The organism is Paenibacillus sp. SJS-P3 (genome assembly GCF_056711585.1).
Genome location: NZ_CM160043.1, coordinates 4,866,796 through 4,888,801, shown reverse-complemented (window position 1 = coordinate 4,888,801; position 22,006 = coordinate 4,866,796). Strand labels below are relative to the sequence as shown.

General features: G+C 47.1%; 21 protein-coding genes and 2 pseudogenes. 10 read left to right on the top strand and 13 right to left on the bottom strand.

The features are described from left to right. Position 1: 1 nt before the first annotated feature. From AC06G8_RS22350 to AC06G8_RS22340, 3 genes are read right to left on the bottom strand one after another with little or no spacing between them, the layout of a single operon-like run. The gene (locus AC06G8_RS22350) at positions 2-1,138 is read right to left on the bottom strand and encodes a zinc-dependent alcohol dehydrogenase (protein ID WP_447663326.1); all 1,137 of its coding nucleotides are present in this window, start codon (positions 1,136-1,138) and stop codon (positions 2-4) included. Next, positions 1,135-1,521, bottom strand: a complete 387-nt coding sequence (locus AC06G8_RS22345; protein WP_447663325.1) for a spore coat protein — start codon at positions 1,519-1,521, stop codon at positions 1,135-1,137. Before AC06G8_RS22345 ends, AC06G8_RS22350 begins: the two co-directional genes overlap by 4 nt. Before the next feature lie 12 nt (positions 1,522-1,533). Further along, positions 1,534-1,776, bottom strand: coding sequence for a spore gernimation protein GerQ (locus tag AC06G8_RS22340; RefSeq protein WP_447663324.1), 243 nt, complete (start codon positions 1,774-1,776; stop codon positions 1,534-1,536). A 186-nt stretch (positions 1,777-1,962) separates the two neighbouring features. Between AC06G8_RS22340 and AC06G8_RS22335 the strand changes: the two genes are divergently transcribed. Further along, positions 1,963-2,244 (top strand): hypothetical protein, encoded by a 282-nt coding sequence (locus tag AC06G8_RS22335; RefSeq protein ID WP_447663323.1) that lies wholly within the window; start codon positions 1,963-1,965, stop codon positions 2,242-2,244. Between the two features lie 393 nt (positions 2,245-2,637). Here AC06G8_RS22335 and tlp read toward each other — a convergent pair whose 3' ends face one another. Then, on the bottom strand, positions 2,638-2,862 hold the full coding sequence (gene tlp / locus AC06G8_RS22330; RefSeq protein WP_480283997.1) for a small acid-soluble spore protein Tlp: 225 nt from the start codon (positions 2,860-2,862) through the stop codon (positions 2,638-2,640). Positions 2,863-3,218: 356 nt separating this feature from the next. Here tlp and AC06G8_RS22325 point away from each other — a divergent pair, with 356 nt between their 5' ends. The 5 genes from AC06G8_RS22325 (at position 3,219) to AC06G8_RS22305 (ending at position 9,341) form a co-directional block, all read left to right on the top strand. Then, complete coding sequence (locus tag AC06G8_RS22325) at positions 3,219-3,863, top strand: CAP domain-containing protein (protein WP_480283996.1); 645 nt, start codon at positions 3,219-3,221, stop codon at positions 3,861-3,863. A gap of 705 nt (positions 3,864-4,568) precedes the next feature. After that, entirely contained in the window at positions 4,569-5,711 is a 1,143-nt protein-coding gene (locus AC06G8_RS22320) for a CdaR family transcriptional regulator (protein WP_447663320.1), read from the top strand. A gap of 155 nt (positions 5,712-5,866) precedes the next feature. Next, positions 5,867-6,733 (top strand): methyl-accepting chemotaxis protein, encoded by an 867-nt coding sequence (locus AC06G8_RS22315; protein WP_480283995.1) that lies wholly within the window; start codon positions 5,867-5,869, stop codon positions 6,731-6,733. Next, positions 6,730-7,863, top strand: a complete 1,134-nt coding sequence (locus AC06G8_RS22310; protein ID WP_480283994.1) for a glycerate kinase — start codon at positions 6,730-6,732, stop codon at positions 7,861-7,863. The genes AC06G8_RS22315 and AC06G8_RS22310 overlap by 4 nt, the downstream gene beginning before the upstream one ends. Positions 7,864-7,913: 50 nt before the next feature. Beyond that, positions 7,914-9,341, top strand: coding sequence for a GntP family permease (locus AC06G8_RS22305; protein ID WP_480285488.1), 1,428 nt, complete (start codon positions 7,914-7,916; stop codon positions 9,339-9,341). 560 nt (positions 9,342-9,901) lie between these two features. On the opposite strand, the pseudogene AC06G8_RS22300 reads toward AC06G8_RS22305, so the two are convergent. Further along, positions 9,902-9,955 (bottom strand): annotated as a pseudogene (locus tag AC06G8_RS22300) (hypothetical protein); the annotation flags it as partial. A gap of 322 nt (positions 9,956-10,277) precedes the next feature. On the opposite strand from AC06G8_RS22300, the gene AC06G8_RS22295 reads away from it, so the two are divergent. Further along, positions 10,278-11,417 carry a zinc-dependent alcohol dehydrogenase gene (locus tag AC06G8_RS22295; RefSeq protein ID WP_447663317.1) on the top strand — a complete coding sequence of 380 codons (1,140 nt, stop codon included), beginning with the start codon at positions 10,278-10,280 and terminating at the stop codon, positions 11,415-11,417. Between the two features lie 126 nt (positions 11,418-11,543). Here the strand turns inward: AC06G8_RS22295 and AC06G8_RS22290 are convergent, their stop codons facing one another. Continuing rightward, entirely contained in the window at positions 11,544-11,990 is a 447-nt protein-coding gene (locus AC06G8_RS22290; RefSeq protein WP_447663316.1) for a GlcG/HbpS family heme-binding protein, read from the bottom strand. A gap of 353 nt (positions 11,991-12,343) precedes the next feature. Here AC06G8_RS22290 and AC06G8_RS22285 point away from each other — a divergent pair, with 353 nt between their 5' ends. After that, positions 12,344-13,126 (top strand): SDR family NAD(P)-dependent oxidoreductase, encoded by a 783-nt coding sequence (locus tag AC06G8_RS22285; protein ID WP_447663315.1) that lies wholly within the window; start codon positions 12,344-12,346, stop codon positions 13,124-13,126. Between the two features lie 239 nt (positions 13,127-13,365). Here AC06G8_RS22285 and AC06G8_RS22280 read toward each other — a convergent pair whose 3' ends face one another. Both AC06G8_RS22280 and AC06G8_RS22275 read right to left on the bottom strand, forming a co-directional pair. Continuing rightward, entirely contained in the window at positions 13,366-14,394 is a 1,029-nt protein-coding gene (locus tag AC06G8_RS22280) for a zinc-binding alcohol dehydrogenase family protein (RefSeq protein WP_447663314.1), read from the bottom strand. Positions 14,395-14,544: 150 nt separating this feature from the next. Further along, positions 14,545-14,710 (bottom strand): annotated as a pseudogene (locus AC06G8_RS22275) (winged helix-turn-helix transcriptional regulator); the annotation flags it as partial. 215 nt (positions 14,711-14,925) lie between these two features. On the opposite strand from AC06G8_RS22275, the gene hxlA reads away from it, so the two are divergent. Continuing rightward, a complete protein-coding gene (hxlA, locus tag AC06G8_RS22270; RefSeq protein ID WP_480283993.1) occupies positions 14,926-15,558 on the top strand; it encodes a 3-hexulose-6-phosphate synthase in 633 nt (210 codons plus the stop codon). Positions 15,559-15,992: 434 nt separating this feature from the next. Continuing rightward, entirely contained in the window at positions 15,993-17,090 is a 1,098-nt protein-coding gene (locus AC06G8_RS22265; RefSeq protein WP_447663312.1) for an L-dopachrome tautomerase-related protein, read from the top strand. A 229-nt stretch (positions 17,091-17,319) separates the two neighbouring features. Here the strand turns inward: AC06G8_RS22265 and AC06G8_RS22260 are convergent, their stop codons facing one another. From AC06G8_RS22260 to AC06G8_RS22240, 5 genes are all read right to left on the bottom strand, one after another. Next, a complete protein-coding gene (locus AC06G8_RS22260; protein WP_480283992.1) occupies positions 17,320-18,441 on the bottom strand; it encodes an NADH-dependent flavin oxidoreductase in 1,122 nt (373 codons plus the stop codon). Positions 18,442-18,514: 73 nt separating this feature from the next. Further along, complete coding sequence (locus AC06G8_RS22255) at positions 18,515-19,540, bottom strand: LLM class flavin-dependent oxidoreductase (RefSeq protein ID WP_480283991.1); 1,026 nt, start codon at positions 19,538-19,540, stop codon at positions 18,515-18,517. 98 nt (positions 19,541-19,638) lie between these two features. Beyond that, a complete protein-coding gene (locus AC06G8_RS22250) occupies positions 19,639-20,646 on the bottom strand; it encodes an LLM class flavin-dependent oxidoreductase (RefSeq protein WP_447663425.1) in 1,008 nt (335 codons plus the stop codon). A gap of 31 nt (positions 20,647-20,677) precedes the next feature. Beyond that, complete coding sequence (locus tag AC06G8_RS22245; protein ID WP_447663309.1) at positions 20,678-21,643, bottom strand: TIGR03571 family LLM class oxidoreductase; 966 nt, start codon at positions 21,641-21,643, stop codon at positions 20,678-20,680. Between the two features lie 20 nt (positions 21,644-21,663). Continuing rightward, positions 21,664-21,987: an ArsR/SmtB family transcription factor gene (locus tag AC06G8_RS22240; RefSeq protein ID WP_447663424.1), complete on the bottom strand. Its 324-nt coding sequence runs from the start codon at positions 21,985-21,987 to the stop codon at positions 21,664-21,666. Positions 21,988-22,006 lie beyond the last annotated feature (19 nt).

Sequence of the window (22,006 nt, the reverse complement as noted above, 5' to 3'; positions counted from 1 at the left end):
TTCAAGGCTTTAAGATGACTTTGATGCAATTGTCCGTTTTCGTATCGAACACTTCATAGCCGCGCTTGGCCTCGCTGAGAGGAATGACGTGCGTGACAATGTCTCCAGGGTCCACTTTGCCCGACGTAACCAACTCGTACATATACGGCATGTAGTGAATGACCGGAGCTTGTCCGGAACGGATATTTACGTTGCGCTCCATGATGTCGCCGAGCGGGAATCCGTTATAGCGTCCGCCGTATACCCCAGTGACTTGGATGGTCCCGCCTTTACGGACAGCCTGAGACGCGATGATAAATGCGCTCATGGTGCCGCCTTGCAGTTTCAAACCGCTGGCTAGATATTCGAGATCGCTCATCTTGCCGTCCATTCCTACTGCATCAATCACGACATCGGCGCCGCCCTTGGTCATTTCCTTGAGATTGTTGCCGATATTCTTATCCTGTTCGAAGTTTACGATCTCAACCTTGTTCGTTCGCTTAGCATGCTGCAAGCGGTAATCGACATAGTCGACGGCTATGACCCGCTTTGCTCCTTTCAGCCAGCAGAATTTCTGGGCCAGAAGTCCGATTGGACCGCAGCCGAGCACGATGACCGTATCTCCATTCTTTACGCCGGCGTTATCTACGCTCCAGAATGCCGTCGTCATGGCATCGGCGATCAAGCTTAGCTTTTCGTCCGGTTGTTCGCAGCTTTCGGGAATTTTGAAGTGGGTAAAATTTGCGAATGGGACTCGTAGATACTCGGCTTGCCCGCCAGGGTATCCGCCGGTCGTTCCGGAGTAGCCGAAATATGCGCCCATATCCCCGTTATCGTTTGAGTTGTCACATTGGCTTTCCAGCTGATTTTTACAAAAAAAGCATTCTCCGCATGCGATGTTGAACGGGATGATCACACGGTCGCCTTTCTTTACCTTTGTCACGCCGGGGCCTACCTCTTCTACGATCCCCATCGGTTCATGCCCGATGACGTAGTTCTCCTGAAGGTTAGGGATCATGCCGTGAATAAGGTGAAGGTCGGAACCGCAAATGGCGGAACTGGTGATCTTGACGATCATATCGTCCGGTTTCACAATCTTCGGATCCGGCACCTCTTTGACCAGGACATTTTTAATCCCTTGATACGTTACCGCCTTCATGCTTTATGTCCTCCAATATTTTCATCTGGGGTCCGATCAAACATCCCTTTACGCGACGTATCATCCGGGAACAAATTCATTTGCCCGATCATCACCGTATTTTTCGCCGAAAGCTGGTCGAGCTGGTACTGTTCGTTCAGCTCATAAGGATGGAACCATTTTTTGCGAATCATGAGCTCTGTGATTTCTTGGTGCATTGCAATCCCCTGCTTAAGATGATTGCGCAGCAGCACTCTTACATCCGGAGAAGCCGTTTCCGTCAGGGCGACGGACAAATTTCGCACACCCTCCTTGGCCCGAAGAAGGAAGTCCGTTGCAAAAGTCATATCTGCCATCTCCGGCATATTTAATGAATTAATCGGGTCTAGATAATCGGTATTCATTTGCATTCCCCTTTAATGTGTTATAGGTGTCGGGCTATTCGGAACAGGCGCTTGAAAAGGAGCTCTTGCGTAGATTGCTTGCAGCTCGGCGATCTGTTGTGTGGATTGAATGACGTCTTTCTGCATTAAAGCTTTTAGCTCTTGGTCAAAGACCAAGCCTTGCATAAGTTTTGACTTAGCGAGGCAGAGCGTTTTAAAGTTCAACGCTTCATGCAGTTCCATCGATTCGTGCGGCGCTAGCGTTGGCGTACTCATAGAGAAATCAACTCCTTTTTTTTTCATCAACGTTAGATTTTCCGACGCATCGGATTTTATACATTGATTGCCGGAAATGGGGGATTCGGATATTCCCATGCAGTCGCAGGAATATAAACAAAATCTCAAGCGCATACTTATTTCTGTTAAAAATAATGATCTTTGCTCAAGGGAGGAGGACTAGCTTTGCCAAATGAAAAAAAAATTGCTCTAGCCACCGAAAATGCAAAAAAACCGGCAGAAGGCGCACTTAACTCGAGCGGCAATACGCTGGAGCAGCATGCATCCAACGCGGTTTCTGAGGTGCAAACGGCTTTGAATCAGGCGATAAGCTCGATAAGTGAATCTAATGCGGCAACAAATTCACAAGCTTTGGAGACGGCCCGGCAGCAATTGACCCAAGCAGAGGAATTTTTAGATCAAGCGCAAACTTCAGCAAACGCATTACATCTGCCGGACCAACAATAAAACGGTCTTGGCTCAAATAGGCTTGGCAGAGATTTCTCCTTCTTTTTCGGATACAAGTGGAGACAGGCTCACTAATGTCGAGGGTCTTCTGTCTATGTCGAGAAATACGCGTCAGCGAACGCGCTTGATTTGCCGGACCAGCTCAGTGAATCATGACAAGCGAAAGGAAGGGAGGCCCTTAAGAGGCCTCCCTTTTTCTTCTGCATAGCCCCACATTTAGGAGTGTGTCGTACTGGCTGCCAAAACCAGTTCCAACGAAAATACCGAATCAGATCGGTATATTGTTCGATAAGCACCTCGACCGTCAGTACAGTAGTGTCTTACTAAGTTTGCAAAGTTATAACGGCGATTCAGCCCCATTTGAATTTGTGGGGTTGAATCGCCGTAGTTTTCTTACTCTTGATTATATTCTGCTTCGTCCTTAACTTCCTCTTGAAAACCTTTAATACTTTTTTTACGGCGTTCATTTTTTTCTTCGATTTGGTTACGTTCCTCGCTGCTGATTTCAGAGGAAAATTCGTTTAAATATCCTTCAGCTTCATTCAGGTTTTGCTGTGTATTTTGAATACTTTGCTGTAAATGCTCAACATTATCTGCTCGATTATCCGGTTTTGCCATTAGTTTATCGCCTCCTGGTAATTGAAGCGCTCACGGGAGCACTAGCAAGTAGCATGATCGCTTACGGACGATTTTATGCATAATCGTACTATTATTGTGAAATGGCCGTATTAGCTCACCAAGCAGATTCAGACAGGGAAGGAGTCAAACACAACTGTCCTTCTTCTTGAAAGGAAAGACAGCCATAATGGTTAAACATAGCATCACAGGAACACGATCGCCGACACGCTCATGGATAATGAATAGCGGCAATGTAACCCGGGGAATAATAATCTAGGAAACTGAGGATCTGCAGAATAAACGATCAGGTGTTCTGTCCGTCATCAGTTTATCACGGCATCGAGGGTGTGGATACATTGAAAAAATATATCGTATTAGCAGGGCTATTGCTGGCAACGGGCTGCGCGGCCAATCATAACATGACCCACCATCAAACGGTTCCCAAACAAGCGCGCGTTGAGACTCCCGCCGATCCTGCTGCACCGGCACCTACCGTGACACAGGCGTCGTCAATAGCTGCTCCTGGGACACGGAGAACATCTATATCAACTAAACAAGCGCCTGCTGCAGCTCCAAAATGGCTCATAGGCGAGGAAAAGCCGGCAGGGAATCCCGCGGAACAGACCGTAGATGCATCCCAATTTGAGCAGCAAGTTCTGCAATTGGTGAATAAAGAAAGAGCTACGGCAGGTCTGAGTCCCCTTGGCATGGACGGCAATTTGTCCAAAATGGCTATGGCCAAGGCTCAGGATATGTTCAATAACAATTATTTCGATCATACGTCTCCGACATACGGGTCCCCGTTCGAAATGATGGGCAAGTTCGGGATCGTTTATAGCGCAGCAGGCGAGAACATCGCCAAAGGCCAACCAAGTCCTTCGCAAGTCATGAACGATTGGATGAACAGCGAAGGGCACAAAGCGAACATCTTGAACAGCAGCTTTACCAAAATCGGTATTGCTTACTTCAAAGGCGAGTGGGTGCAAGAATTTACCGGCTGACTCCGTTTCCCTCTCCGTATATCTTGTTTATTGGGTTATTCCGCCCGTTCGTTCATCGAAACCTTGCGCTCCCATCAAAATTGCGCTCGACAAAAAACCAATCGAACACACTTCACAGTGTGCCGATTGGTTTTTTGTCGAGCCGATTCTCCAAATACTAAGACCCGGTGATACCAGGTAACACACCAGGTTACCTGCTCTTTGATCGAAAGATACTTGTAATAAGAATGAGTTCAACCGCGGTCCAAAAGAATGGCACGGAAATACAGGTGATGATAAACGAGAGTTCTTATATGATGTTACTGCGTTTGCCAACTCCGGCTGAGGTGAGTTAGTATACGGAATATCTGAGGTTCGGGTCAATAATCAACCCGACTGGTAGACCCTGTGAGTTGAAAAGTGCGTGATCTACGTGCCTCTCGTATTTCAAAATTAAAAATAACGATGGATTCACAGAATTGAAAAGCAGTAATCCTAAAAGTTATGTATTGCTTCCTGCAATGTTAATATTTGTTGTATAATCAATTACTGGTGCGCCTACAACAAGCGGATTTCGTGCCGAAGTAGATGCGCCGATACTAGTTTAATCCCGCCATTAGGACTTAGGTTACCTTCCGACCAGCAAATGGTCAACAAAATTGAAATATTGCTTTTAGGTATATGGAATTAGTAAAAATCAAGATACAACTTGTGAGGTTATATTTGATGATTCTTACTCGATCTCTTGCCAATAATATTGTTCAGAAAACAAAGGAATTAACAGCATTGCATATGAACGTCATGGACGCTAATGGTATTATCATCAGCTCCAGCGATCATGAGCGAATAGGTACCTTTCACGAAGGAGCCTCAAAGGCTATCCAGAACGGTGTAGACCAGATCATAACCGAAGAGATCTATCAGAAGATGATAGGAACCAAACCAGGCATAAACATGCCTATACGTTTTGACGATATAGTAATAGGCGTCATCGGTATAACCGGCGACCCGGATCAAGTGCAGCCTTTCGGTAAAGCGGTTCAAATGATGACGGAACTCATGCTGCAGCAAGCCTTCCTGAGTGAACAGGTCGGCAACGAGGAGAAGGCGCGTGACTTTCTGGTACAGGATTTAATCGCCGGGCAGATCGACCGTGGGCTCGATGCGGTGATAGCCAGAGGCCAGCTTCTTGGCGTTGATCTTACCGTTCCAAGGAGTGCATGGGTTATCCAAACCGAAAATACCGATAAACAAGCAGACACGTTAGAGATTCATCGATCGCTCGTCCGCAAAATATCGAACCTGTTTCCGAACCCCCGGCAAATCTTGTGCTCCCGGGTACAAAGGAACCGTTGGGTTATCATTACGGAAATGCAGCCTTTGGCCGATCGAAGCAGATTTGAGTCGATTTCGAACCAAATCCGGAAATTGATCTCGGAGAGGATGAGCACCAAAGCTTATCTTACGGTAGGACGACAGGCACCGGGCGCAGTTGCCCTGCATGTTTCCTACAAAGAGGCTCTAACCCTTTTGAAAATAAACAGGCTGTTTCCTGAGGACGCCGCCGTAAAGCATTTTTACGATCTCGGTCTTGAGCTCATGTGTGCCGAAACAGCAGCCTCCACGAGGGCACATATTATTGAACGATCGCTGGGCGCTCTTCCCGATTTCCCGGATTTGATGGAGACGTTGTACGCATTTTTCAACTGCAGCTTAAATATTGCTTCTGCGGCGAAGATGCTCTGCATTCATAGAAATACGCTGCTGTATCGATTGGATCGAATCAAAGAGATATCGAGCAACAATCCTAGAAACTTCGATCAAGCGGCCCAGATGCATGTGGCGCTTCTTCTCGTACGCATGAAATAAGGTTAATTCAAAGAATGATCAGCAACCACTTTTCATACAAAATGTATAAAATATTGGATTGAAAGCGCTAACTTCTTTGTATATTCTATATATTGCAACAAAATCAGCACATTCTATAATGAAATTGAGCAGCGGATTAGAAAGGAAGTTATTGTATGAATCTTTATGATTTGTCACAGCAAGAAGGCTTCTTGGATGAGATCGTGATGATACTTCATGAAGAAACCGGACAAAACGTTAATCTGATGGGTGCTGGGGGTGTTATTCTATCCACGACGAGACCTGAAAGAAAAGGGACGGTTCATGAAGGCGCCAAAAAAATTATGGAAGGCCTCCTGAATGAAGCTATGATAACGGAAGAAGACGCACTTCGAATGGAGGGCGTCCGACCCGGATGCAATCTCCCCATTGAGTTCGATGGTAATCGTGTGGGTGTCATCGGAATGACGGGCAATCCGCAAGAAGTGCGCCCGGTGGTTAGAGTTGCCGTAAGAACTGTTATTCTATGGCTTCGGAATTATCAGCAAGCTGTCACGCGAAACAGGACTTCTTCCAACGCCTTCTCGCTGCTGCAAAATATGGCTGCCTCCATCGAAGAAATCACAGCAAGCTCAGAGGACTTCGTAACAGCTAGTGCCGCCGCTTCTGAAGAGGTACGGACTGGCAGCGAGCATATCAACAATGTTGGTCAGGTTCTCGGGATAATTAATGAAATCGCGGACCAAACCAATCTGATCGGCCTGAATGCCGCTATTGAAGCCGCAAGAGCCGGAGAAGCAGGAAGAGGATTTGAGGTCGTGGCATCCGAAATACGCAAGCTGGCCGCAAAGAGTCAGCAATCCGTAAAAGAGATTCAACACACTCTTACGCAAGTGCAAACTATGTTCCGCAACATCGAGAAGCAAGTTAAAGCGAATGAACTAACGGCTAACGATCAATCGGCAGCCCTACAGGATGTCGCCAAACATGTTGTGCATATTGAACAACTGATGGAGGAACTGGATCAAGGAGACATCAAATGAGAATTATCATCGCGCCCGATTCATTTAAAGGCAGCCTGTCGGCAAAAGAAGCCGCATTCGCCATAAAAGCAGGGATTCGCAAAGTCCTTCCTGAAAGCGCTATTTTCATCACGCCTATGGCTGACGGAGGCGAGGGCACCATGGATTGTTTGGTCGAGCAGACGAACGGTACTACGGTATCGGTTACCGTCTTGAATCCATTAGGCTTGGAGATACGTTCGGGCTTCGGAGTTTCAGGCGACACGGTTACCTGCATCATCGAACTGGCTATGGCATCCGGTCTGTTCTTGATTGGTGAAGAAGAACGCAACCCGATGCTTACGACCACCTATGGTTTCGGTCAATTGATTCGTGCAGGTCTTGATTCTGGCTGCCGGAAATTTATACTCGGACTCGGCGGAAGCGCGACCAACGACGGCGGCGCCGGTATGTTGCAGGCGTTGGGCGTAAAATTGCTCGACAAGGACGGCAAAGAGCTGCCTTATGGCGGTGGAAGTTTAGGGCGTTTGGCGCATATCGATTTGTCGGATCTGGATCCGCGGCTGAAGGAATCGACCTTTACGGTAGCTTGCGATGTCGATAATCCTTTTATCGGTCCGAATGGCGCCTCCTATGTTTTCGGGCCGCAGAAAGGCGCCAATGCCGAAATGGTAGACGAACTCGACCGCAATCTTCATCATTACGCCGACATCTTGAAATCGTCTACCGGTGTGGCGATCCACGATGTTCCGGGCGCCGGTGCAGCCGGAGGTGTGGCTGGCGCAATCATAGCTGTCCTTGGCGGCAAACTTCAGTCGGGCTTCGATATCGTGGCTGAAACGACCAACCTCGAAGAATATGTACAAGGGTCCGACCTGGTTATTACAGGTGAAGGACAGACCGACTTTCAAACCGCCCGGGGAAAAACGCCATGCGGTGTTGCGAGAATCGCCCGAAAATACGGCGTACCTGTCGTCGTCCTTTCCGGTTCTATAGGCGAGGGTATCGATGCCTTGTATCAAGAAGGCGTCCATGCGGTAGTCAGCATCATGAACCGCCCTATGTCTCTTTCAGAAGCAATGGAACAAGCAGCCGAGCTGCTTGAAAAACAAGCCGAACAACTTATTCGTATCTACACTATCGGGAGGTAATATCAGTGGGAGCTGAGGGGTTTACTCAAGAAGCAATAAATTTAGGACCTATTCTACTAGGCCTTCTACTCGTATGTATTCTATTCATTGTATACGCGACAGCGAAATGGAAGCTCCATCCCTTCATTTCCATCGTGGCCGCTACGTACATCTTGGCCTTAGGCACGAATCTGGTCGCCAAATTGAACGGTATAGAGGGTCCTCTGATCAAAGACATCGGGGCTACTCTGACCAGCGGATTCGGCGGAATTATAACAAGCATTGGTCTCGTCATCATCTTCGGAACGATGATTGGAAAAATTCTAGAGAAGTCTGGCGCAGCGGTGAAAATGGCCGACGTTGTCCTTAGGCTGCTGGGTGACCGCCATCCGGCTGTTGCAATGTCCATTATCGGCTGGATCGTATCCATTCCCGTCTTTTGCGATTCCGGATATGTTATCCTCTCTTCCCTGAAGAAATCGTTGGCGAAGAAAACGGGAGTTAGTGTCGTTACGCTGGGCGTTGCACTGTCAACCGGTTTATACGCCACTCATACGCTTGTACCCCCTACTCCAGGCCCAATCGCGGCCGCAACGAATGTCGGAATCGGTCCGGACGGACTATTCTGGGTCATCGTAATCGGTCTTATCGTTTCCATTCCGGTCGCATTGGCAGGCCACATATGGGCCCGTACAGTTGCTTCCAAGCTGCCTTCTAACCTTGATGAAGCAACGGAAACATTCGAAGAGTACAAGCAGCGCTTCGGCAAACTGCCGTCGGCAACGGCAGCGTTCGCTCCTTTGATTGTCCCTATCATTTTGCTGGCTCTCGGTTCATTCGCCAACTTCCCTGTGGGAACGGATGCCGAAGGCAACAAAGAATTGATGATGAGCGGTTTTGCCCATACGTTCTTTACTTTTGCCGGCGCACCCGTGAACGCTCTCTTTATCGGTTTGCTGCTCGCCATGTTCTGGCTTCTTCCGAAGCGCAATGAAGAAACCCTTACCAAATGGATGAGCGAAGGCCTTCTGGACTCCGCGATCATCATCATGATTACGGGAGCAGGCGGCGCATTGGGCGCAGTCATCCGCGCAACCCCGATTGCGGATTACGTTAAGACGCTTATTGACGGCAACAGCGCAATGGTCGGTGCGGGAGCACTTCTCTTCGTCTTCATTATCGCTGCTCTCCTCAAGACGGCTCAAGGCAGCTCGACGGCCGCACTGGTTATCACATCGACTCTCGTCATGCCAATGATTCCGTCACTGGGGCTCGATACGATGATGGGATCGGTGCCGATCGGGCAAATGCTGACGGTAATGGCGATTGGATGCGGTGCGATGGTCGTGAGCCATGTTAACGATTCCTACTTCTGGGTTGTATCCCAGTTCTCCGGGATGAACCTGAATACCGCATATCGCGCCCAAACCATGGCGACATTGGTTCAAGGTCTGGTCGGTATTGTCGTCGTTGTGATCATGGGGCTGTTCTTACTGTAATCGTTCGATACTTTTTGCAGACGCTTCCGAATGAATTTGCGTTTTGCAAGACTTTTAGGATCCACTGTAAAGTTCAAGCCGGTAATCCCCGTGACGAGATATCCGAAACCGCCGGTTTCCACGATGGCGTTGTCCACCGGCGTGATCCCGCTAATATTCACTCTGCCCGTTACGTGATTGTTGTCGTCTTCGGAGGCAACGCAGCAGGTTGTTCAGATTAGATGGATGGCACTTGATAGACTTTGAAATTGGAATCCAGCATGTTAATGTCAGCGTTCGTTCCTATCAAAGTAAAGGTATGAGGCCCCGAAGAAGCATCAGCCTTTACTTTGAAACGGACGGTAAGACGACGGAATCGTTGACGACCGGATAATCCGTAATCGAATCTGCGGCCAGATACCAATGTTCCAGGAGTCGGTTCCGACTTGAACCGTCAACTCGTCTCCCCGAGCGTGAAGCGATCCGGTGAAATTGACCGCCCGCAACCGAAACGCCTTCGCTAAGGCCAGCCATTTGTATGGGGGTCAAACTATCCGTTCCACTATCGTTTACTAGTTCTCCTAGAAGCCCCAGACCCGTACCGTCCCCTCCTTTTTTAATGCAATCGTATGGAAAGCCCGCTTTCAAGCTGCGAGTAGACTGCAAAACGAAGGTATTCATGCCATTGGTGTGCATTCGAAGTAAACACCTTCGCGCCATTTTTTATCACAGAAGCATTACTGCCCCTGTTGTTAAAAAGTGATGAAGGAAGAATAGTAAAACAAAGCAGTGCTTTAGGGTCTATTAAATGAATTGGAACGAATGAACAGCGCAGAAATTCGCTACACTGGCATATTCGTCGAAAACACCGTTCATCGAATGTATGATCCTCACTCTCCAATTCCATAATAGAAGCATGCATGCAAATTCAAGGCATGCCATAACAGGAGGGTGATTATGAAGGCTGTAACTTTCAATGGCATGAAGGACATGCAAGTGAAGCAGGTCGCTGATCCGACGATTCAGAAAAAAGACGGGATTATCGTCAGGATCACCTCGACCGCCATATGCGGTTCCGATCTCCATATATACCAAGGGGCGATTCAAGCCCAACCCGGATACGTGGTCGGACATGAACCGATGGGCATCGTCGAAGATGTGGGCCCTGAGGTGACAAGGGTCAAAAAAGGGGACCGGGTCGTGCTCCCATTCAATGTCTCGTGCGGCAGCTGTCATTACTGCCAGCATGATATGGAGAGCCAATGCGACAACTCCAACCCCAATCCCCAAGTGGATACGGGAGGTTACTTCGGGTTTACCGAACGTTACGGAAATTATCCGGGCGGACAAGCCGAATTGCTTTACGTGCCGTACGGCAATTTCATGCCGTTCGTTATTCCGGAGTCATGCGAATTGGAGGATGAGAAGCTCCTGTTCCTGTCCGACGTGCTGCCGACGGCCTATTGGAGCGTGGACAACGGCGGCGTGAAGCAGGGGGATACGGTGGTGGTGCTCGGCTGCGGCCCCGTCGGCTTGATGGCGCAAAAATTCGCCTGGATGAAAGGGGCCAAACGGGTCATCGCGATCGACAATATCCCGTACCGGCTGAACCATGCCAAAAAAATGAATAACGTCGAAATCTTCAACTTTGAAGATTACACAGACATGGGGCTGCATATAAAAGAAATAACAGGCGGGGGTGCGGATGTCGTCATCGATTGCGTCGGAATGGACGGCAAGAAGACGCCATTGGAGGAGGAAGAGCAGAAGGCCAAGCTGGTTGGCGGAACGCTCAGCCCGATCAACATTGCGATGAATGCGGTGCGGAAATTCGGCACGATTCAGATTACGGGGGTATACGGTTCTAAATACAACCAGTTCATGTTCGGAAACATTTGGGAACGAAACGTGAAGCTGACCATGGGACAGGCGCCCGTGATTCATTACATGCCGATGCTGTACCAAAAAATTATGGCAGGCGAGTTCGATCCGACGGAGATCATCACGCATAAAGTGCCGCTCGATCAGGCGCATAACGCGTACAATACCTTTTACAACCATGCGGACGAATGCATTAAATTCGTCCTGAAGCCTTAAATAATGGCATGAAAAGAGGGGCTGTGCCACGGGGTATTGTACCCTGAGGGACAGCCCCATGTGTTTAGCCGATTTTTCGTCAATAATGGCGGGAGCTAGTTTCGTTATAGGGCTAAAACCGCAGGTTTACAGCAAGCTCCCGGAAGACCCGATCCGCGCCTTCGGATAGGTTTCGAAAGCCCGCACCGCTGCTTTCGCAACCTCAATGTCGTTTGCGACCTTACTGCCGCTTGCGCCGACCGCCCCGACGATTCTCCCTTCGAACAACAACGGAATCCCCCCTCCGAACACGACCACGCGTCCGTGGTTGGTCGTATTGATCCCGTACAGCTCCCCGCTCGGGACCGCCATCGGAGCAAGGCTCGCCGTGGGCATTTTTAGCGCGACCGCCGTCCATGCCTTATTATGGGCGATATCGACACTGGCCAGCCAAGCGTGGTCCATCCGATGAGAAGCAACGAAATTCCCGCCATCGTCTACGATGGCGATCACTTCCGCGATCCCGAGCTCCCTTGCCCGGAGTTCCGCTGCGTGAATCAACACTTTGGCGACTTCCAGAGTGATTTTTACCATCTGCGTCCTCTCCCTCTCGACTGATTCGATACATGATATGAATCATACGATTTAGGTATGCATCGATCCCGTCATCATAGGCATTCGTATATCCATGAATGGAGCGGGTAAAATTCCGCTTCTTTTCTTGCTCTCAAGGAGAAAAACGAAAAACGGCTCTTTCGAAAACGATGCGAACGTTTTTGAAATTGTTCCACGGAAAGAAAATCGGCGGTCAGGACTGAAAATGGGGGAATGTCAGGTTTGAAAATGCAGGGATTTATTAACGAGAGTTTAACGGAACAGGAGATTTCATCACATAATTGTTTATAATCAAGTGGAGTGCGCTCTAATCCTTTGAATGAGGTGAAAGAATGGTAAAAGCATTAGAAAATGTACATGTTGTCATTACCGGTGCCTCCGACGGCTTAGGTTATGCCATGGCAGAAGCCCTTCTTGATAAAGGGGCAAAAGTAGCGGTAGCATCCCGTCCAGGGTCAAAATTAACAGAAGCCGTAAAAAAACTTAAAGAAAAGGGATATACGACTGTTTTTGAGCTTCCACTGGATGTAAGATCAGAGGGATCGGTAGAAGATGCGGTGAAATGGGTAAAAACTGAATGGGGCAAAATTGATGTCCTTGTAAACAATGCCGGCATCGGGATGCGAACGGTTAACCCGCGTTTTCTGGCGGAGCCGCAGCCCTTTTACAAGGTGACGCCGGCAGGGTTCCGCGATCTTATCGAAACCAATCTCACCGGTTATTTTCTGGTAGCGCGAGGATTTACCCCACTCATGATCGAACAAGGAAAAGGACGAATCATCAACATTTCCATGAATCATGAGACCATGAAAAGAAAGGGTTTTGTTCCGTACGGTCCGTCGCGCGCCGCAACAGAATCGCTGTCGGCAATCATGGCGGAGGATCTAAGGGAATTTGGAATTTCGGTCAACATGTTGCTTCCGGGCGGAGCAACGGCGACGGGAATGATTCCGGATGATCTGCGCAGCGAGATCGAGGCGAAATTCCGGCTGATGCAGCCGGAGGTCATGGCGGAGCCTATTGTCTTTTTGGCTTCGCAGGAAGCGGAGGGCATCACGGGGGAACGCATTGTAGCCTCCGAATTTGAAAGTTGGTTAAAGGAAAAAAGTAAGTAAATGGTGCTTTGCACGTGCGGTAAACCTATATGGAACCCTTTCAAGGGTACTTAACAATTTCGCTTCAAACATACATGATATGAAGAACCGTATCATAAATATGTTCAAGTTTTTCTTATAGCAAAATTGTAGCCGACTACAAACCGCAGTCGGCTCTAACTTATTTCTTCTTGCGAATAAACGTATCACCTGCTTATTGGGCAAGGGAATTCTATTGTGTGCTTTCCAAGAACAGGTGTTTAAACAAAATTCTCTAGAACAACCTTGCCAATCGTCCTATTGCTCTCCAATAGCTTGTGGGCTTGGCGAAGATTCTCTGCTGAGATCGGTCCAAGTACTTCGGCGAGCGTTGTCTTCAATTTTTGATTATCTACAGCATCAGCTATCCGATTGAGCAGTAAGTGTTGCTCGATCATATCATCCGTTTCATAAAGCGAGCGTGTAAACATAAACTCCCACACGAAGGTGGCGCTTTTTTGCTTAAGCAAATTGAGGTTGAGCGGAGAGGTAGGATCATCAATTGCGCAAACGACTCCTTGGGGAGAAACGGCTTCGCTGATGCCGGCCCAGTGTTTTTCCAAAGCATTCAGGCAGAAAATATACGGAACGCTTGAAAACCCAATTGCTTCAAGCTGCGGAAGGAGCGGGTCATGGTGATTAATGGTATAGTCGGCGCCCATGGATTTAACCCAATCGACGGTTTCCGGCCGGGAAGCAGTCCCGATTACAATGAGCCCCGCTTGTTTTGCAAGCTGAATGGCAATGGACCCTACACCCCCAGCTGCCCCGATGATCAGCAGGGATTTTTCTTCGTTGGCGCCCGAATCTTGAGAAATCGACATTCGAGTAAATAATGCTTCCCAAGCTGTGATAGAGGTTAAAGGAAGAGCGGCCGCTTCCGCGAAATTCAAGGAAGTTGGCTTGCGCCCTACAATCCGTTCATCAACCAGATGGTATTCACTATTTCCGCCTTGTCGTGCAATGCTGCCCGCATAAAAAACTTCATCCCCCGGACGGAACAACGAGCAGTCCGGTCCCGCCTCTTCAACAATTCCTGCAACATCCCAACCTAAAATTTTTGGAACTTCTTCAACTCTGTCTTTAGGCGCACGTACCTTAGTGTCAACCGGATTGACCGATATAGCGATAACTTTGACCAAGATGTCACGACCCGCCGCTCTTGGTTTCTCCACAACTACATCTACTAAGCTTTCTGGATTTTCAATTGGAAGGTATCGGGTTAGTCCTACCGCCTTCATTGTAGCCATAATAAACCACATCCTTTCCTTAACTAGTATACCCTTTGTAAGGTAATGATTAAAACACTGTTAGCCGTTACAAACAGCGCGGGGAAACCATACGGAGTAGAGGGAATATCACATGCTTTTCTAACCCTTTAATATGGTAGTAATCAATGCGATCCCTCGATGAACGATCTGGTCTTCTTCCAGTTCGCGCAGGTAATTGACCAGCATTTTTTGTGTGATATCCGGGATAAGAGATATTCATTTTCCATTTTCCGCCAATGACATAGAGTGTCAATTCCTTTTCGCAATTAAACTCTTTATGTGAACCACGTTGCATTTTCTCACCCCCATACCTATTTTATCGCAAGTTAACTCTAGACGAGCACAAGCAGCTCCCTAATAGTATGGTTAAAGATACTATATAACTTTATAAACACTATGTATGATTAAAGTACGTACTTTCGAAAATGATTTGTACGTATTAGAATAGTAACTGTAAAGAAAACAATTACACTCTGGCGTAATTGAAATATTGGAATGGGAGCGAAACACATGGAACTTCAATTAGCATTGGATCTAGTAAACATCCCGGAAAGTATTGCACTTGTCAAGGAAGTAGAGCAATACGTGGACATCGTAGAAATCGGCACTCCAGTTGTCATCAACGAAGGTCTTCGGGCCGTTAAAGAAATGAAGCAGGCATTCCCGAATTTGAAAGTGCTGGCGGACCTTAAAGTAATGGATGCTGCTGGCTACGAAGTGATGAAAGCTTCCGAGGCGGGTGCAGACATCGTCACAATCCTCGGTGCGGCTGAAGATATGACTATTAAAGGTGCCGTTGAAGAGGCTAAAAAACAAGGAAAAAAAATCCTGATTGATATGATTGCTGTTAAAAATTTGGAACAACGTGCAAAAGAAGTAGATGCGTTCGGCGTAGATTACATTTGTGTGCACACCGGTTATGATCTGCAAGCTGTTGGTCAAAATTCTTTCGATGACCTGCAAACCATTAAACGTGTGGTGAAAAACGCGAAAACTGCAGTTGCAGGCGGCATCAAGCTCGACACACTGCCGGAAGTCGTTAAAGCTCAGCCGGATCTGGTGATTGTAGGCGGCGGTATTACTGGCCAGGCGGATAAGAAAGCTGCAGCTGCGGCAATGCGTGAATTGATTAACCAGGGGTAGATTTTTTGGGATTGTGCACAGCTTATCTCATAAAAGCGGAGCGATTTTTAAAATCCCGCACGGCTTGGCTAATGCCCGGCGATACGGACAAGCACGGACTTCGAAAAGCATTTGGATCAGATGGCAGCGGGAGCCGTTGAGGACCCTTGTACGCCATCCAACCCTCGGGAAGTATCCGTGGAGCAAATGAAACAAATTTACCGTGTAGAACATATAACTCAATAAACAAAGAGCAGGTCGCCTCCTAGCAACCTGCTCTTTTTATGTGCGCTAACAGGAAAACGATGTGATTAACGGCCCTGCTTTGGGACGGGGGCGTATTCGAGCACTTGCCACGACGAGCGAAACCGTGAAAAATTATCAAGAACCAGGCACTACAAAAAATTCTCATCATATATAGGTGATATCCGTTCGGATTTGATGAGGAGGATATCATGCAACCTATGTTATCTATGGAAAAATATTTTGGACAGTTTGAACTGGTGCATGCTTTTTATGGGGCTATGCCCACAGGTGTCAGCGTTTCCGAAACCTGTCGTATTTTTGTATGCTTTCCGAAATGGGGAGACGACGTTCAATTTACTGTGGCGGAAATTGTCGAGGGTGAATTGCGGCCTTATCCCAATTTAGAAACCAATTTGGTTAATCCTGAAAATATTACGAAGTCTTTCGTCAGTGTCCAAAGTATCGTTGCTGATGGAAGAGGAACACTTTGGGTACTGGATACAGGGGCACCGAATTTTTCTGAACCTATTCAAGGGGGAGCAAAATTAGTTGCTGTTGATTTAAGCACGAATACAATAAGGAGAGTATATACCTTTACAGAAGATGTTGTCTTGCCAACAACTTATCTGAATGATGTCCGTTTGGATTTCCGGGTTGGAAGAGCGGGCTATGCATATATAACGGATTCTTCTACCAGGGGGCCAGGGGCTGTTATCGTCGTAGATTTAGAAAATGGGAATGCGTTTAGGCGGTTAAATGGGGCAATGTCAACATCACCTGATCCCTATATGTTACCGAAAGTAGAAGGTAAAATCTTGATGAATCGATACCCGGACGGTTCGACTTCCCCATTTAGATTGGCTTCCGATAGTTTAGCGATTTCTCCTGATGGAAAGGTTTTATTTTACGCTCCGCTAACAAGCCGTCAGCTGTTCTCGATCTCAACAGAAGCCTTAAGAGACAGAAGGATACCGGACATGGATTTATCCCAATATGTGCAGTATTGGGGGGAAAAAGGTGCGTCTGATGGAATGATCACCGGCGCAAAAGGAACCGTTTATGCGGGAGACTATGAAAACAACAGTATCCGGAAGATATTGCCGAATGGCACAATGGAAACGATCGCACATGACCCGAGAATTTTATGGCCGGATACTTTTTCTATTGGCCCCGATCAATACTTATATGTCATTGTGAATCAATTACATCGGCAGGCGAGATTTCATTATGGAAGAGACCTGCGGGAAAAACCATATGGTTTACTTCGTATGAGAATTGATGAATGCCCTGCTCCTACCTGTTCATAATAATCTTAAACGAAGGTAGCTATCCCTCATCAGGGAGCTGCCTTTTTTGTTGGCATCCACGCAAAAAGTACAATCGATAGATAGCAAAGAGGCTGCCCATAAGCTCACTTATGGGACAGCCTCTTTAAAGTTTATAAGGTTGTTCTTATGCTTGCTGAGCAAGGACAATAACCATCACGATTCCATTTTTTGTTGAACAATTCAAGAAGCAGAGATGGAATCGAACTCCTTATACAATAGGAAACCAGCCAGGGAAGCCTGTATAGTACTCCCACATTTTATCAGAAATGGCCAGTTCTTTTTGATCTTTTTTAGATAAAGTTGTACGGATTTTGTCTTCTTCACCGGCTTGTACTTTTTGTACCCACTGAGGTTCCATTATCAATTCCCTGCCTAAAGCGATCAAAGGCACACCTGTTTCAAATGCTTTCATCACTTCCTCGGGTGTCCGCAGCATGCCAACACCCATCACAGGAACACGATCACCGATACGCTCATGGATCATAACAACTCGGGATGTCTGATCGTTACTATCACGGACTGATCCGTTCCAAAAGGCGCCGACAGAAATATGGAGATAATCCAGGTCCTGGTCCGCTAACTTGTCCACCAATTGCAACGTATCTTCCATGGTGATGCCAGGATTCTCTCTTTCTTCAGGCGATAACCGATAGCCGACGATAAAAGGTTTTGTCGCATGGTCAGAAACTGCTTTTTTAACAGCGTCAACTACAGCAAGCGGGAAGGACATACGTTTTTCCAGTGTTCCACCCCACTTGTCAGTTCTGCGATTGGAGTGGGGAGAAAAGAATTGCTGAATCAAATACGTGTTGGCACCATGGATTTCAACTCCATCATACCCAGCTTCGATTGCTCTTCTGGTTGCTTCACCAAATGCTTTAATAATTTCATCGATTTCGTCTGCTGTCATTTCCCGAGGTACCACGGCATCGTCTCGGTCCGCTGCTACCGCACTCGGAGCAATCGGTTGACGATCGAGCAATTCTTCAGGCGGGCACATTCTGCCACCGTGAAAAATTTGTAAAATCGCCTTTGAACCTTTTTCCTGTATAGCTGTCGCCACACGTTTTAAACTAGGGATTAGGGAATCGGAATCGGCACCAAATTCGCCCGGGAAACCTTTTCCATTCCTGGTGACGTATGTGCATGCGGTGATTACCGCTCCTACACCACCGGCACGTTCTTGATAATACGCAACTTCTTCGTCTGATACTTCACCATTTTCATGTGACGCCGTATTGGTCATGGGTGCCATTGTAATATGGTTCTTTATTTCAACTCCAGAACGGAAGGTAAATGGTTTAAAAGCAGGTTCATATTTTGGATTCATCTTTTTTCTCCTTTTGTTTACATCAAGTTTTGTTACAGGGTAAAGCTCGCCATAAACATCGGCCAGTTTTGACCTACTTTAGCTGAGTAATTTCTGCCAATATTTCATAGGAATGGAGGCGGGCCTTATGATCGTATACCTGGGCGATTGCCATGATTTCATCGGCTTGGCTTTCAGCCAAAAACTTTTCCAGTTTTTCTTTTACGGTTTGAGGACTGCCGACAATCGAAGTTCCTAATTGATTCTCAAGGGCAGCTATTTCATAGTCTCTCGCTAAATTATTAATATTATCCACTGGCGGCTGCAATGGGACTTCCTTCCCGCGCATCAAATTCAAGAACTGCTGCTGCAATGTTGTAGCGAGCCGCTCAGCTTCTTGATCTGTGTCGGCTGCAATGATGTTAAGCCCTACCATTGCATGCGGCTTGTCCAGTACTTTAGAAGGCTTAAACGAACTGCGGTACAGCTGGATAGCCGGCAGTGTGTTATGCGGCGAGAAATGGCTCGCAAATGCAAACGGCAGTCCAAGCTCTCCTGCCAGCTGGGCACTGTATCCGCTTGAACCTAACAGCCAAACAGGTATGTTTAATCCTTCACCCGGAATTGCTTTAACATGACTATGTCCTTGTGCCAGAGAAGGGTCAAAGTAATTCCGGAGCTCAGCCAGCTGCTCAGGGAAATCTTCTCCTGAACTTCTCAAGTCACGTCTTAAAGCACGTGCGGTAAGCTGGTCAGTGCCTGGTGCACGGCCCAAGCCAAGATCAATACGTCCTGGATATAATGATTCCAGAGTGCCAAATTGCTCAGCAATAACAAGAGGTGCATGATTCGGCAGCATGATGCCGCCTGAACCTACCCGGATTTTTGACGTTCCTGCTGCAACATGGGAAATGACTACCGATGTTGCAGAGCTGGCGATAAATGGAATATTATGATGCTCAGCGAGCCAATATCGGTTATACCCCAGCTTTTCAGCGAGCCGGGCCAGCTCCAAAGTATTGCGAAAAGAATCAGCCGGCGTACTTCCATCTGCAATTGGAGAGAGATCCAGGACCGAGAATGGAATATCCGTAATTTGTTTTGTATTATTTTCAGGCATATGCTCATCTTCTTTCTTTAAAAATTACGTCGGTTCAAACCTATAATTTAAGTGATTTAATATCTGCAGAAATACCTCCTTTATTAGACTGGACACGTTTAATTTACTGCAGCCTGAGCCAAAATTTCATAAGAGCGGAGCCGTGCCTTATGATCAAAAATCTCTGTATGAGCCATAATTTCATCAGCGTCAGTTTTTTCTATTAACTCATGGAGCTGCTGCTTCACACCTGCAGGGTCCCCGATGATGGAAGTGAAAAGCTGTTCTTCAACCGCCCTCCGTTCATTATCGTTCCCAAGCTCGTCCATATTATCAACAGGAGGCAAAAGGGGCGATGACTGTCCGCGGGTTAACAAAAGAAATTTTTGATACATCGAAGTGGCAAGCCTTTGTGCCTCCTGTTTCTCATCAGCAGCCACCACTTGAACGGCTAACAGTACATAAGGCTCCTCCAAAAATTGAGACGGACGAAAAGAATCCCGGTACAGTTTTATGGCCTCCATCATGTTGCCGGGAGCAAAATGTCCAGCGAAAGAGAATGGCAACCCCAGTATTCCAGCCAATTGTGCACTGTAAAACGCTGAACCTAACAGCCAAATTGGCACATTTGTTTTTTCGCCGGGAATGGCGTGAAAGCTAAATGAACCATTCTTAGTGGTTGTTCCTGTACCATAAAGATATGCGATAAGCTCCTCAAGCCGGGCATCGAATTCAGGTTCACCAGCAACCCGCTGCCGCAATACATTTGCTGTATATTGGTCGGTGCCTGGTGCCCGCCCCAATCCAAGGTCGATCCGGCCAGGGAAGAAGGTTTCTAATGTTCCAAATTGCTCAGCGACGGAAAGAGGAGAATAATGGGAAAGAAGCATTGCGCCTGATCCAATACGCATTTTTTCCGTGACAGAGGCTACTCGTCCAATTACGATCGGGGATGCTGAACTCGCCATTCCTGCCCAATTATGATGTTCAGCAAGCCAAAACCGTTTATATCCCCATTGCTCTGTTTTCTTTGCAAGATCAAGCGTGTTTTGAAGGGAAAGTTCGGCTGATCCTCCCTCGACAATTGGGGAGGGATCTAGTACTGAAAGTTCTATTTTCTTTGTCATCATTCTTCCTCCTTTTATACAATTTAATTTTTTAAAACTGGCCTGTACCTTTATGGGTTGGGAAGTGAGGTAAGACAAATTCTCCAAGTTCCTCGATTACTTCCTCTGGAGGGCGCTTGGAAAAATACAGAACAAACGCCAAATGGTTGACACCAATCTCTTGAAATTGATGAAGGAGATCAACTAAACGGTTTCTTCCCACGGAATAGCCTAAGGGTATGGGGACGGGCAGTTCATCGGGATTTTCCGATAAATCGATGAACAAGCTTTGAGAGAAGGGTTTGAAATCCCCTGGAGCATGAACTTCAGTTAAAGCACGATAATCATGAATAAGCTGCGCCTGTTGAATAATGCTTCTTGGGTATTGAAGCCACCCATCCCCATTCCTGGCTATCCAATCGATTGACTGATTGCTAAATCCAGTCACCATGGTAGGAATCGAAGATACTGGCTTTGGAATCAACCTCATATCTGTACCATCGATCAGCCCGGCGTGACTGTGAATTGTAGGCTGATCCTCTTTCAACAGGCGGTCGAGAATTTCGAAATTTTCTTTAAATAACGGACCGCTTTCTTGCTTGGATATCCCTAAAGCTATAAAGTCCTTTTCCCTGTCCCCGGATGCCACTCCCATAATCAATCGACCTGGAAACAATCGATCGATTGATGCAGCTTCCTTGGCTACCCTGACGGGGTGGCGCAAAGGGAGAACTATACTTCCTGTCACTAACGCAATGTGCTTCGTATAGGCAGCAAGATACGTCAAATAAATCCATAAATCGTACATTTGGCCGTTATCATCAATATTCAAATTCTGCATCGTAGTATCACGGAGCCATAATGAAGCAAAGCCATATTCCTCAATTTTACGGGCAAGCTCCAGCTGATTCTCCATAATCGGATTTTTAGACATCCTGGCAGTCGGGAGGACAAATCCAAGTGTCATTTTGTCTTTCCGGTACATGCTGTTATAGGCACGATGATTTTGAAAACTCACTCATGGTCCTCCTTAAAAGGTTATATTTTTATGCCTATATATTTTTCAAATTGTTTAATGGTTTCCTCATTGCGTCGATAATAAGTCCATTGTCCGATTCGTTTCATTTCCACCAGCCCGCTTTGCAATAAAATAGACAAGTACTGGGAGGTGGTGGGCTGTGATAGTCCTACTTTGCTGCGAATATCACTAACACAAACCCCGCCATCAAAGTCTTTTTCTTTGATGACATGGGCCTGCGGGGAAAAATTATGATCAGGTTCTTTCAACATTTGCAGAATATTTACTCTTATCTGATTTGACAGAGCCTTGAAAATTTCGACTGCCTGTTCGTCATTTATCATTGTTGATTCCCGATTCAAC